Source organism: Nitrincola iocasae (assembly GCF_008727795.1).
GTDB classification, from domain to species: domain Bacteria; phylum Pseudomonadota; class Gammaproteobacteria; order Pseudomonadales; family Balneatricaceae; genus Nitrincola; species Nitrincola iocasae.
Genome location: NZ_CP044222.1, coordinates 2,768,320 through 2,781,605 on the forward strand (window position 1 = coordinate 2,768,320; position 13,286 = coordinate 2,781,605).

Genomic DNA, 13,286 nt, shown 5'->3' on the forward strand with positions numbered 1-13,286 from the left:
TGTATAATTTGACCTCTTTTTTCGTAGTTCTGACATCTTCGCCAGTTTAGTGTCAGAAAAGCGATGACTGATAACCGACCCTGTATAACTGGCGATACAGGCTGGAAGCTGCACCTCTTGCAGCGAACTATAGGACAATTTCATGAGCGAAAGCTTTGCTGATCTTTTTGAAGAATCCCTGCTATCTCTGGATATGACTCCAGGCACCCTGGTTACGGGCGAAGTCGTTGATATCGACAGCGACTGGGTAACCGTCAATGCCGGCCTGAAATCTGAAGCGATCATCCCACGCTCTCAGTTTCTGAACGACAACAACGAACTTGAAATCAAGCTTGGTGATACGGTTAAAGTAGCCCTGGAAGCCGTTGAAGATGGCTTCGGTGAAACACGTCTGTCACGCGAGAAAGCCAAGCGTTCAGAAGCATGGGAAGTTCTTCAGAGCAAATTTGACGCCGAAGAAACCGTTACCGGTTACATCTCTGGTAAAGTCAAAGGTGGCTTTACTGTCACTGTCAACAACATTCAGGGCTTCCTGCCTGGTTCACTGGTAGATGTTCGTCCCGTACGCGACGTTGACCACCTTGAAGGCAAGGAACTGGAATTCAAACTGATCAAGCTGGATCCTAAGCGTAACAACATCGTCGTTTCTCGTCGTGCCGTTATGCAGGAAGCCAACAGCGCTCAACGCGATGAGCTGCTGGCAACACTAGAAGAAGGTCAAGTGGTTAAAGGTTTTGTTAAGAACCTGACCAACTACGGTGCCTTTATCGATCTGGGTGGTGTAGATGGTCTGTTGCACATCACTGACATGGCTTGGAAACGTATCTCTCACCCAAGCGAAATGCTCAATCCAGGTGATGAAATCTCTGTTCGCATCATCAAGTTTGATAAAGAATCCGGTCGTATCTCTCTAGGTCTGAAACAGCTGTCTGAAGATCCATGGGAAGCGATCAAAAACCGTTACCCAGCTGGCACTAAAACGGCTGCTCGCGTAACCAATCTGACCGATTACGGCTGCTTTGCGTCTATCGAAGACGGTGTTGAAGGTCTGGTTCACGTTTCAGAAATGTCCTGGACCAACAAGAACATCCACCCATCCAAGATCGTTCAGATCGGTGATGAAGTTGAAGTGATGATTCTGGACGTTGATGAAGAGCGTCGTCGTATTTCTCTGGGCATCAAACAGTGCACCATCAACCCATGGATCTCTTTCTCTGAGCAGTTCGCTGCAGGTGATAAAGTCCAGGGCACCATCAAGACCATTACTGACTTCGGCATTTTTGTCGGTCTGGATAACGATCTTGACGGTCTGGTTCACATGTCTGATATCTCCTGGGAAGCCGATGCTGAAACCGCACTGCGCCAGTTCAAGAAAGGCGACGAAGTTGAAGCGGTTATCCTGTCTATTGATGCAGAGAAAGAGCGCATCTCTCTGGGCATCAAACAGCTGGAAAGCGATCCGTTTGCTGAATTTGCTGCTGCAAATGAAAAAGGCACTATCGTTAACGGCACGGTGAAGAGCGTTGATGCTAAAGGTGCGGTTGTAGAACTGGCCGAAGGCGTTGAAGCGCAGCTGAAAGTTTCTGAACTATCTGCCGAGCGCATCGAAGACGCTACCAGCATCCTGAAAGAAGGCGACGCTGTCGAAGCCAAGATCATCAACGTTGATCGTCGCAACCGCGTCATCAGCCTGTCGATCAAAGCGAAAGACCAGGCGGAAGAAAAAGCCGCTATCAGCGCTGTTCGTAACCAGGAAGTTGATGTACCCGGTCCGACCACCATCGGTGATCTGATCAAACAGCAGATGGCTGCTAATAATCAGAACAACTGATTAACTGCCTGAACTGACCTAAAAAAAGCATCTTCGGATGCTTTTTTTATGTACAGCCGTTAGCGCAGGGATGCGCAGTAGCGGCGCATGCTCGGATGTACGTTCTTGATTAGTCCGAATATTTCATCCGACCTTTGAGTAGAGTAGATCGGCTTTTTCTGATTATCTGTATCGCCTGTAGCAAGCGTTCAACGCCTTCATTCATATAAGGCTCAGACAACGCACTGAAACCAAGCAATAAGCCTTGCTGTGGCTCACCTGTAAAGTAGTGGTTGGACAAGCGCTCCAACGTCAACCCTAGATCCGATGCTACCCAAGCTAATTGATCATCTGTCAGATCTGATTCAGGATTTAGGTGTGCTACCAAATGCATACCTGTAGATGTCGAAGTGATCTGAAACTCATCCGGCAGCTTAGCGTGCAGCAGCTGCAGCAGATGGTCTCTGCGCTGCTGATACACACGACGCATCTTACGCAGATGAGTGGCAAAATAATCCTGTGTCAGAAATATTGCAAGCGCTGGTTGCAATGGCAGCGATGCCATACTGCCTAGCGCCTGCTGACTGCTCAACAATGCTGGAACCAGTTGATCCGGCGCGACGATATAACCAATGCGAAGCGAACGAAACAGTATCTTGGAAAAACTGCCCACTAGCAGCGTGTGTTGCTGAGTATCAGCATTCATCAAGGGTGCCTGCGCCCTCCCCTGATAGATAAACTCACTGTCATAATCATCCTCAATCAACCATAAGGTCTGGCCGGATTGATTATGCTGACTGCAAAGATCCAGCCATTCCTGACGCCTACGGGAACTCATTACTACACCCAGTGGATATTGTCGTGACGGTGTCAGAATAGCGGCTAGTTGACCAGACATTTTCGGCGGGCAAACAGCGCCTTCGGCATCAATAGTCAGGGCATCCAGCTTAACTCCCATACTACTAACACTCTCCGCCAGTGCTGGATAACAAGGGTTTTCCAACCAAACGGAGGGCGATGAATATCCACTGATACGCTTTAGTGCACTCAGCAATAGGCTGATCGCATCGCGGTTACCTGCTGTAATAATCACCTGATTGGGTTTCACACTGAGTCCGCGCATCACATGCAGGTAACCAACCACAGCCTCTCGCAAGGCCGGAAGACCCGACTGCATTGTTCCCTCAAGCAGCTGCCGTGGCGGCTCACACCAGCCCTGCTGCAAACAGCGTCTCCAGATCTGGTTTGGAAACAGACTGACATCGGCTCCTGAGTCAAAGCGTAACCCATCATCTGAAATATCCGGATGAATCCCTGCGTTAACGGGTACTAGCGGCTCAGACATTAGCGAAGGCATTAGTGAAGGTAAGTGATGAGCAATAAATACTCCTTTTTTTGGCACTCCCAGCAGATACCCTTCGGATATCAGCAGGTCATAGCAGTTGCTGCTGGTAGTACGGGAAACTCCCAAATCCTGTGCCAGTTGTCTGGATGAAGGTAGCCGCTCTCCGGGCCTAAGCCGCCCCTGCTCTATTAGCGGTCTGATCTGTCTGGCGATCTGCAGATATAGAGGAAGCTGATCATCAGTACTGAGGCTGATCGTCACACTGGAAAAGGAGATGCTGCTCATCCTATCTGGCCTTATTAAAATTCATCAATCTGGCTATCAATTAAATAGCCAGATAACGATATGATAACCACTTGTTATATTTTTCAACAACCGAGGAAGCCATGATGATTCCGATAGAAACACTCTTGCTGTTCCTTGCGACCACTATCGTGGTGGTGATTTCTCCAGGCCCTGCTGCAATTGTTGTTACTGGCGAAGCCGCATCCAATGGATTTAAAAAATCATTTTCTGTCATCTTGGGAATTGCCATTGCTAACGTAGTATTCTTTGCTCTATCAGCGACAGGAATTGCTGCACTTATCATTGCATCAAACGTTTTGTTCACAGCAATCAAGTGGATTGGCGTTGCCTACCTTCTTTATCTTGGCTTTGGAGCAATTATGGGCTCCGCTGGACCACTCACCATCTCTCCATCAAGGCGGGAAGTTGCTAGCTACCACAAGACCTTTATCAGAGGGTTCATCCTGGAAGCCTCAAATCCTAAAGCGCTGCTCTATTTTTCAGCCATATTGCCGCAGTTTATAGACATCTCTCGCCCTGTACTGCCGCAATTTGCAATGTTGTGTTTCATAACCCTAATCATAGATTTATGTTGTTACTCGCTTTATGCATATTTGGGAAACAAATCTAATAAAGTGGCTATTTCCCCTTTTATCATCAAGAGCATAAATCGCACGGCCGGAGGCCTGTTGATTTTCGCGGGAGTTAAAATGGCCACAGTTGAGCGACAATAAGATATAACCCTGTATTGCCGAGAATCGCCGTCAGTGCAGGGGCAGCATGAGGTTCAGTACAAATTCAAATTTCAGCTTTTTGAACGAAAAAATACCGCCTCTTCGACCACATAATCAATTAAATCATCTTCTTCAATCTCATCATCCTTGACCTCATAAACACTCAGAACAGACGCCCCTGCATTAATGACCGACGCGGAATCACCACTCAGCAGTGGATGCCATTCAGGCAGGGGCTTGCGCTCATGCACCAGACGATAGGCACAAGTGGGTGGTAACCAGTGGAACTCAGATACATCTTCCGGTCGCAATTGCACGCAGGAGGGCACCAGGCGCGTACGCTCGCTATAGCGGGTACACTGGCAGGTTTGATCATCCAGCAGATGGCACACTACTGTGGTGTAAAATACTTCGTCGGTATCCTCATCTTCAACTTTGTGCAGACAGCATAGTGCACAACCATCGCATAAAGACTCCCACTCCTGCGGGGTCATCTCATGCAGGGCTTTTCGCTGCCAAAAGACCTCCTGAGCCAAAATCAGCGCACTCCGGTCTCAGGACGATTGGGATACAAATCCAACAGATAATCCTCTTTCGGGGGCGGCATCTGCAGAAAATAACCTTTGTCACGGATTGACTCCAGCACATTATCAACATCAACACGCGCTAACTTACGTCCCTTTATAATTGGCATGTCCATAATATGCTGGGCTTTACCAAACATTTCGCTCAGGGCATCCGGCACTGATTTCAAACCTTCACGTTTATCGACGTAAAGGTACATTTCATCCTTGCGCGAACTACGGTATATCGAACAAACTAACATGCGTTCACTCTTGTATCTTGTTGCGTTTCTAAAGCCTTTAGCAACTGATCACCGATCAGCGCCTTACGCCAGCCACTCAGTGTTTCCGGCAAATGAAAATGCCCCTGATCATCTTTTGAATTAATCAATTTTTCCAGATCACGCCGACGTACGAGCAATTCCGGCATGATTTGCTGTGCCTTCGACACCTCTCGTCCGATCACTTTGAGGCGTTTCAGCGTCGCACTGTGGTAGATATGCAGTGGCAAATTGATCGGCTCTGGAGGGTTTTGTTTTGCAGACGCTTCAGCCTGTGACAGCACAGCTAAAATAGCCTCACCATCTGTTTTGAGATTCTGACGGCGCAGCAAACCCAGAGCATTCAGTTGTTCCAGGGTTTGCGGCCAGCATTCTATAATTTTTATCAGGTGTTCATTTCTCAGTACATGAGGCCGACAAAGATTACGCTCACGACACACCCTTTCGCGCCATGCAGCCAAGTCACGCAAACCCGCCAGAGTCACTTCCGAGTTGATATTCAACTGGGTAAAACGACGATAGTACTCAAGCCCACCTGGATCATTATCCCGAGAAGACTGACCCAGCATACGACACTCATCCAGCATCCATTCGTAGCGACCACTGGTTTGAAGTTCGCTTTTGAGTTGCATCGCTATAGTAGGCAAATAAGCAACATCCAGCGCTGCATACAATATCTGCTCATCAGTCAAAGGACGCTGCAGCCAGTCGGAGCGGGTATGCGCCTTTCCCAGGGTAATATCCAGCGCATGCTGCAGTATACGCTGCAGCCCCATACTGAAGCCCCAACCTGCAAATGCTGCCGCTACCTGGGTATCCATAAGCGGTTCGGGGATGACACCGTAGTGATGACGAAACAGCTCCAGGTCTTCACTGGCGGCATGCAGCACCTTAAGCACGCGCACATCAGCTAACAAGGCGGCAAATGCCGACATATCCTCAACACTGAGGGGATCGATCAGGTAGCAATGATATTCATCAGCCACCTGGATCAAAGCAGGAATCGGATAAAAGGTATCCACCCGCATAAACTCGGTATCGACCGCAATAAGGGGTAATTCTGCCCACTGCTTGCAGTAGTGAATCAGCGTTTCGGTATCGCGAATCCACACAGGTTCACGCGCACTTAATACCAGTTGATCAGCCTTATAAGCCTCTGTAATTTGTGTCATGCCTTATCCCGGACAATTACACGCCGCCCCGCCAAGGCGTGCGCGAGTGTACCGCCATCTACAAATTCAAGTTCACCACCAACCGGCACGCCATGGGCAATACGGGTGATGCGGATATCCTCGCGTTCAATCTGTGCAGAGATATAGTGGGCTGTCGCCTCTCCCTCCACTGTCGGATTGGTCGCCAGAATCAACTCTTTTACCTCCCCCTGATCAATACGCTCAAGCAACTGAGGAATGCCCAGGTCTTCAGGCCCTACACCATCAATGGGTGACAGATGCCCTTTGAGCACAAAATACACCCCCCCAAAGCCACCGCTCTGTTCGATAGCCAGCAGGTCAACAGGTGACTCCAACACACACACCACACTGTTATCACGATTGACATCGGTGCAAATTTCACACACGGGGGTTTCAGATAGCGTACGGCATTTTTCACATTCACCGATTTTTTCAACGGCTAGCAATAAGGACTCAGCCAACTGCCGGGCATTATCACGATCACGTTCCAGCAGATGTAACGCCATACGCTGCGCTGACTTGGGGCCGACTCCAGGCAAACAGCGTAGCGCATTGATCAACTGCAGCAGCAATGGACTGAATGACATCAGAAGGGCATCTTAAAGCCTGGTGGCATCTGCATGCCACCGGTGATCTGAGCCATACGTTGCTGCGAGTCCGCCTCTACTTTACGAACAGCATCATTTACGGCGGCTGCGATCAGGTCTTCAAGGATCTCTTTATCCTCTTCCATCAGACTACTATCGATGCTGACGCTTTTCACATCATGACGGCCATTCATTACAATACTGACTAGCCCAGCTCCAGACTCACCCTGCACTTCGGCACTGGCAATTTCCTGTTGAGCACGCTGCATCTCTTCCTGCATTTTTTGGGCTTGTTTCATGATATCGCCCATACCTTTCATCATAATACTATCCTCAACTAATCAATGGGTCTGACAGAAGCTGTGTCCAGCTCGGCAGAGAACTGTTCAATTATACGCTGAACCATCGGGTCCTTCTGCATAGAAATCACCGCTTCAGCCTGGCGTTCCGCTTTTTTACGATTACTGTATTGGGCTGGTGTTTCGTGGGTTTGTTCCGCTTGAACAAAGCGTATTTCAAGCGACGCGTTAAAATACACCTGTAACGCTTCCTGAATACGCTCTTTTTGGATGCTATTCAGCAACGCGCCCTGCTCAGGTGGATAATGAAAGCTTAATGTCTCAGCATCAACGCTTTCCAGTGACAAATTACGGCATATACTCGCAGTCATACCCGTCAGCGCCAAAAGTGGCGCAACTCGGACCCAATCTGTCAAGGTCAGCTCCGTTAGGCTCACTGGCACAACCGCTTCAGATGCCTCATCTACAACGGCCGAAGGCACGACCAAAGGCGTGTCAACGACAACCTCAGGTGATACAGCAGACATTTCCCTACTGGATAATGAAGGTGTGACAACCGGCGGCACCAGCTCTGCAGCTTCTGGGGCAGGCTCAGCGTATTGGGCTGCCGGAGTCTCAGCAGCCTCAGGCTTTTTTACCGGGGAAGGAACCTCATCATCCGTCCAGGGAGGTGCTTCATCCCAGGGGGGTACCACTTCAGCCTGATTTGATCGGGCCGTTACAGTTGCAGCCGTCTCAACGGGCGAATTGCTCGTTGAATCAATACCAGCAGGCCTCTCTGTCACTGTTGTGGGTTTTTCAGCTGCAGGCGTTGATACCTGCAAAGAAGCCGGACGAAACGCCAGCATGCGCAACAACACCATTTCCAGCCCTTCTCGCAGATCCGGCGCATAGGGCAGATCTTTGCGCCCCATCAGGGCAATCTGATAATACAGCTGGATATCTTCCGCACGCAGCAACGCGGCGAGCTCCATAACCTGCTGCTGATCTCCCAGGCTGTTGTCGATGGCATCGGGAAGTAATTGAGCCAGGGCCACACGATGCAGCAGACTGACCAGGTCCGCTAAAACTGAGCTGTAATCCGGGCTAAATTCGGAAAGTGCTTGTACCGCATCCATAACACCACGGGCATCATGTTGCGCCAACGCGATCATAATCTGATACACCAGCCGCTGGTCTATGGTACCTAACATGGTGCGCACATCAGCCTCAGAAACCATACCTGAACCAAAGGCAATCGCCTGGTCAGTCAAGCTCAAGGCATCACGCATGGAACCATCGGCACTGCGCGCCAGCAACCAAAGCGCTGGCTCATCAAAACTCAGTTGCTCTTCAGTGAGAACATAGTGCAGATGCTCAACAATGCGCTGAGGACTAAGATTCTTCAGATTAAACTGTAAGCAGCGAGACAGTACCGTTACCGGCAATTTTTGCGGATCGGTGGTCGCTAACAGAAATTTAACATGCGGAGGCGGTTCTTCGAGGGTTTTCAACAGTGCATTGAATGAACTGCTGGAGAGCATGTGTACCTCATCGATCAGGTACACTTTATAGCGCCCGTGGCTGGGTGCATATTGCACATTTTCCAGCAACTCTCGGGTATCCTCTACCTTGGTACGGGATGCCGCATCCACCTCAATCAGGTCGACAAACCGACCTTCGGCAATCTCACGACAAGCCGTACACACACCGCAGGGTGTAGAGGAAACCCCTTCCTCACAGTTCAATGCCTTGGCAAACAAGCGGGCAATGGAGGTCTTACCTACCCCACGTGTCCCGGTAAACAGATAGGCATGATGCAATCTATCATTATCTAGTGCATTCACCAGAGCACGTAACACATGCTCCTGCCCAGCCATTTCACTGAATTTTCGCGGTCGCCATTTTCGCGCGAGTACCTGATAGCTCATAGTCGGGTTTTGCTCTCTCTCAAGTCACCCTGATAAAGGCGTTATCCTACCATGACTACTGCTCTAAGTCTTACCTCAGTCCAGGCAAAACATCGATCAATACACGCTGAATAAGGCCTGATTTAACCACAGATGTGCCAGCACGCTAGCCACATAACCCAACAGTATCGCTGGCATCCAGCGCAGATGGCCCATGAAGGTATAAACTCCGCGCGCTTGCCCCATCAAGGCAACACCCGCTGCAGAACCTACCGACAACAGGCTACCCCCCACCCCCGCTGTGAGAGTAATCAACAACCAGTGTCCATGAGACATATGTGGTTCCATGGTAATCACCGCGAACATCACTGGAATGTTATCGATCACTGCTGAAATAAAGCCAAGAGCAATATTGGCAGAGGTGGCATCCCACTGGGAATAGAGCACTTCTGACATCATCGCCAGATAGCCCATAAAGCCCAGACCCCCGACGCACATAATGACGCCGTAGAAAAACAACAGGGTATCCCACTCAGCACGGGCGACGCGGTTAAACACATCAAACGGTACGACACTCCCCAAACGCTCCAGACGTTTTTTGTCTCCAGCATGCTCAGCCAGGAGTCGCTTCTTCGCCAGTGAACCCGGCAAGGTCATACGCAGGAAATAGCCAAAGAACTGTAGATAGCCAAGACCGGCCATCATGCCCAGAACAGGTGGCAAATGCAGCAGTATATGACCTGCAACCGCCGTAGCGATGGTAAGCAAGAACAGCACCAGAATACGTCTAGCACCCCGTTTCAGCTCGACTTCTTCATCCTGGACCTTGGGCTTATGGTTACCAATGAAGAAGGTCATAATGATGGCAGGAATCAGGAAATTAACCATCGAAGGTATAAACAGCACCATAAACTCATCAAAACGCACCAGTCCTGCCTGCCAGACCATCAAGGTGGTGATATCGCCAAAGGGACTGAAGGCACCGCCCGCATTGGCGGCAATCACTATGTTGATACAGCAGAGATTGATAAAGCGGTTATCGCCCTCGCCCACTTTCATCACCACCGCACACATCAATAAGGCCGTGGTCAGGTTGTCGGCAATCGGCGAGATAAAAAAGGCCAGCAATCCTGTCATCCAGAACAGCGTTCGATAACTGAAGCCCTTACGCACCATCCACGATCGTAGTGCATCAAATACGCGGCGCTCTTCCAGGGCATTGATATAGGTCATCGCCACCAGCAGAAATAGCATCAACTCAGCAAATTCGAGCAACGTCTCTTTAAAGGCCTCTTCTGGCACACCCGCCAGATCTGCCTGAACATAAACCCATCCAGCAATCGCCCAGATCACCCCTGCTGCGACCAGCACAGGCTTGGATTTACGTAAATGTAGTTTTTCTTCGCTCATCACCAGCATATACGCCAGCACAAACACCACCAAAGCAATATAACCGGCTGTAGTGGCTGTCAAATCAAGCGGACCGGAGGCAGCCCAGGTAGAGGTACTAAATAGAGCCAGCAGAAAAGCCGATACTCCAATAATCATTCGTCTGGCAGTCATGATATTTCACTTCTGGAAGCATTAAGTTGACAGTGCCGAACGCACTGTCAGGATGGTTGCTCAGTATAGTCCTTGACTCCCCCCCCTACTATGCTTCTTAAGAGGTAATTTTCTAGTTCTTTTAGACTATATAAGCATAAGATATAAACACTTACCGCATCGCAACATTAAACTTTAGTAATATTGACGCTGAGGTGGCTGCTCAAAGTCCTGCACAGGCCCTGACGGAATAATGCCAGTTGGATTGATCATGGTGTGACTGGCGTAATAATGAGTCTTGATATGGGCCATATTGACCGTCTCCGCGACACCCGGCTGCTGATACAAATCACGAATATAGCCCCACAGGTGCGGGTAGTCATCAACCCGTCTCAGATTGCACTTAAAGTGCCCGTGATAAACCGCATCAAAGCGAATTAACGTAGTGAATAAGCGCCAGTCAGCCTCGGTTAGTTGGTTGCCGAGTAAAAAACGACGTGTTGATAATTGTTCGTCAAGCCAATCCAGAGTATCAAATAATGGTTGCACCGCTTCTTCATAGGCTGACTGCGTGGTCGCAAACCCAGCTTTATAAACGCCATTGTTCACGCTGTCATATACCCGCTCGTTAATCTGATCGATTTCTTCACGTAAGGCTTGCGGGTAGTAATCGCCAGGTATTGCTCCAACACTATCAAAGGCACTATTCAGCATACGGATGATGTCAGCCGACTCGTTACTGACAATCCTCTGTTGCTGCTTATCCCAGAGCAGCGGCACAGTGACTCGCCCGGTATAGTCCGCATCTTCTGCGGTATAGATCTGATGTAAATAATCAGCCTGGTGCAGCGGATCAGCGATAACGCCCTCGCCTTCAGCAAAGGTCCAACCATCTTCGCGCATCAACGGATTGACTACAGATACTGAAATAAATGACTCCAGCCCCTTAATCGCCCGAAATATCAACGTACGATGTGCCCAGGGACAGGCCAGTGATACATACAAATGATAGCGCTGCGGCTCGGCTTTAAAGCCCCCCTCTCCAGTAGGCCCAGGACTGCCATCAGCTGTAATCCAGTTGCGAAACTGTGCTTCACTGCGCACAAACCGACCTTCGGATGATTTCGTGTCATACCATTGATCAACCCATTCACCGTCTACCAGCAACCCCATTACATACCTCTTTTATTCAAAATCAGAAGACGGCTCACAGAAGGTTCCATAAACAGCCTGGACACTGCAGAGGAATCTGCAGCACAAGTTTGTACTCTTCAGTGTAGCGAATAGATCAGGTTTTAAAAAATCGTGCCCCCATCAGCCCTTACCAACTTAAAGACAGCTTATATCATCAAGTGGTTTATCATTCAGGTTCAATTTACCACCTAGTTGCAGCATAATGCTTTCCGGGCAATGATTCAGCCACAGTCAGTCTGTAGCAATTGCTAGAGAAAGCGGTATTAATCCTCATTGAAGCACATTAAAAGTATAGATTCATTGGGGTGTCTTTGAGTAAAACCAAACTATTTTAGGGAGAGCTGCCATGACTCAGGAACTGTCACTCCAGACAAAGAACACCCTTCATATGGATGATGAATCCATCAGAAAAAACGATACCAGCGTTACTTTAGAGAAACAATCTGATGACATAGTCAACAGCCTGTTCAATATGGATCCTAAAGACCTTCGCGCTCAACAGCAAAAGGCGCTGGCGTTAAAAGGCTTAGGTGCACAAATACAGCGAGAGCTCACTCGACGTAGCGCCTTACTCAAACAGCCTATGACACAATTAGTTAATGATGCTGAGGATGGCGGTGGTGTGGCAAAATCATTATTGGCTCTTCAGGAACAAACCAATCTAATCAACCCAAACAACATTGACTTTACTCCAAATGCCATCCGTCGCCTTCTTGCTAAAATTCCAGGTGTGGGTACACCCATCTCACGTTGGTTCGCAAGATATCAGAGTGTTGATGCTGTTATTCAAAGCATCATAAAAAGTTTGCAGAATGGACAAGCCCAATTAGAACGTGACAATACCACACTCAAAGGTGATCAAATTGCGATGCGGGAACTCACGTTTAAGCTCCAAGATTACATCGCCTTGGGTATACTGATTGATAAAAAAGTAACTGCCCGTTTAGAAACCGGTACCACTCTAGACGAGATGAAACGCCATTTTATCGAGGAAGACATTCTTTTCCCATTGCGCCAACGCATCGTGGACCTGCAGCAACAACTCGCCGTTAACCAGCAGGGATTCTTAACCAGCGAAATTCTCATCCGTAACAACAGAGAACTAATTCGCGGCGTTTCCCGCTCTTTAAACGTCACAGTAACAGCCCTGAATATTGCGGCGACACTAACTTTGGCGCTACAGGCTCAAAAAAATGTACTTTGTGGAGTAGAGTCAGTCAACAAGACAACAGATAACTTACTTGCGCAAACCGCAAGTAAATTAAAAAACCAAGGTGTTGAGATACATAAACAAGCGGCCAGTAGCCAACTTGATATCGAGAAATTAAAAAGTGCGTTTGCTGACGTCCAGTCTGCACTAGACAACATTAACCGGTTTCGTCGAGAAGCCTTGCCGGAAATGGGTCAGTCAATCGAAGAAATGGACCGATTAACGTCCGACTTAGATCAACGCATTCAAAAGCTAGAAGCCAGTGAGAGTGTTTCGGATGAGATACATCTCGAATCACACTAAAGGAACGGCAAGCAACACTGTGCGCTAAGAAAGAAAGGATATTGCCAAACT

Annotated in this window: 12 protein-coding genes; 3 read left to right on the plus strand and 9 right to left on the minus strand. The window is 48.8% G+C overall.

The annotated features are described in order from the left end of the window. Positions 1–142: 142 nt before the first annotated feature. Positions 143–1,831 (plus strand): 30S ribosomal protein S1, encoded by a 1,689-nt coding sequence (gene rpsA, locus F5I99_RS12785; protein WP_151056586.1) that lies wholly within the window; start codon positions 143–145, stop codon positions 1,829–1,831. A 109-nt stretch (positions 1,832–1,940) separates the two neighbouring features. On the opposite strand, the gene pdxR is transcribed toward rpsA, so the two are convergent. Then, the gene (gene pdxR / locus F5I99_RS12790; RefSeq protein WP_151056588.1) at positions 1,941–3,440 is read right to left on the minus strand and encodes a MocR-like pyridoxine biosynthesis transcription factor PdxR; all 1,500 of its coding nucleotides are present in this window, start codon (positions 3,438–3,440) and stop codon (positions 1,941–1,943) included. Positions 3,441–3,511: 71 nt separating this feature from the next. Between pdxR and F5I99_RS12795 the strand changes: the two genes are divergently transcribed. Next, on the plus strand, positions 3,512–4,174 hold the full coding sequence (locus F5I99_RS12795; protein WP_225307405.1) for a LysE family translocator: 663 nt from the start codon (positions 3,512–3,514) through the stop codon (positions 4,172–4,174). Between the two features lie 71 nt (positions 4,175–4,245). Here F5I99_RS12795 and F5I99_RS12800 read toward each other — a convergent pair whose 3' ends face one another. The 8 genes from F5I99_RS12800 to F5I99_RS12835 all read right to left on the minus strand — a co-directional run bounded on the left by F5I99_RS12800 (position 4,246) and on the right by F5I99_RS12835 (position 11,701). Then, positions 4,246–4,710 carry a YcgN family cysteine cluster protein gene (locus F5I99_RS12800; protein ID WP_151056590.1) on the minus strand — a complete coding sequence of 155 codons (465 nt, stop codon included), beginning with the start codon at positions 4,708–4,710 and terminating at the stop codon, positions 4,246–4,248. A 2-nt stretch (positions 4,711–4,712) separates the two neighbouring features. Next, on the minus strand, positions 4,713–5,000 hold the full coding sequence (locus tag F5I99_RS12805) for a YcgL domain-containing protein (protein ID WP_151056592.1): 288 nt from the start codon (positions 4,998–5,000) through the stop codon (positions 4,713–4,715). Further along, a complete protein-coding gene (rnd, locus tag F5I99_RS12810; RefSeq protein WP_151056594.1) occupies positions 4,994–6,190 on the minus strand; it encodes a ribonuclease D in 1,197 nt (398 codons plus the stop codon). Before rnd ends, F5I99_RS12805 begins: the two co-directional genes overlap by 7 nt. Beyond that, positions 6,187–6,798: a recombination mediator RecR gene (gene recR, locus F5I99_RS12815; protein WP_151056596.1), complete on the minus strand. Its 612-nt coding sequence runs from the start codon at positions 6,796–6,798 to the stop codon at positions 6,187–6,189. The genes rnd and recR overlap by 4 nt, the downstream gene beginning before the upstream one ends. Continuing rightward, complete coding sequence (locus F5I99_RS12820; protein ID WP_151056598.1) at positions 6,798–7,121, minus strand: YbaB/EbfC family nucleoid-associated protein; 324 nt, start codon at positions 7,119–7,121, stop codon at positions 6,798–6,800. Before F5I99_RS12820 ends, recR begins: the two co-directional genes overlap by 1 nt. A 14-nt stretch (positions 7,122–7,135) precedes the next feature. Next, positions 7,136–9,007: a DNA polymerase III subunit gamma/tau gene (dnaX, locus tag F5I99_RS12825; RefSeq protein ID WP_151056600.1), complete on the minus strand. Its 1,872-nt coding sequence runs from the start codon at positions 9,005–9,007 to the stop codon at positions 7,136–7,138. Positions 9,008–9,103: 96 nt separating this feature from the next. Further along, a complete protein-coding gene (gene nhaD / locus F5I99_RS12830; protein WP_151056602.1) occupies positions 9,104–10,549 on the minus strand; it encodes a sodium:proton antiporter NhaD in 1,446 nt (481 codons plus the stop codon). Positions 10,550–10,723: 174 nt separating this feature from the next. Next, the gene (locus F5I99_RS12835; protein ID WP_151056604.1) at positions 10,724–11,701 is read right to left on the minus strand and encodes a glutathione S-transferase family protein; all 978 of its coding nucleotides are present in this window, start codon (positions 11,699–11,701) and stop codon (positions 10,724–10,726) included. 367 nt (positions 11,702–12,068) lie between these two features. On the opposite strand from F5I99_RS12835, the gene F5I99_RS12840 reads away from it, so the two are divergent. Then, positions 12,069–13,235, plus strand: a complete 1,167-nt coding sequence (locus tag F5I99_RS12840) for a toxic anion resistance protein (protein ID WP_151056606.1) — start codon at positions 12,069–12,071, stop codon at positions 13,233–13,235. The last annotated feature ends 51 nt before the right edge of the window (positions 13,236–13,286 follow it).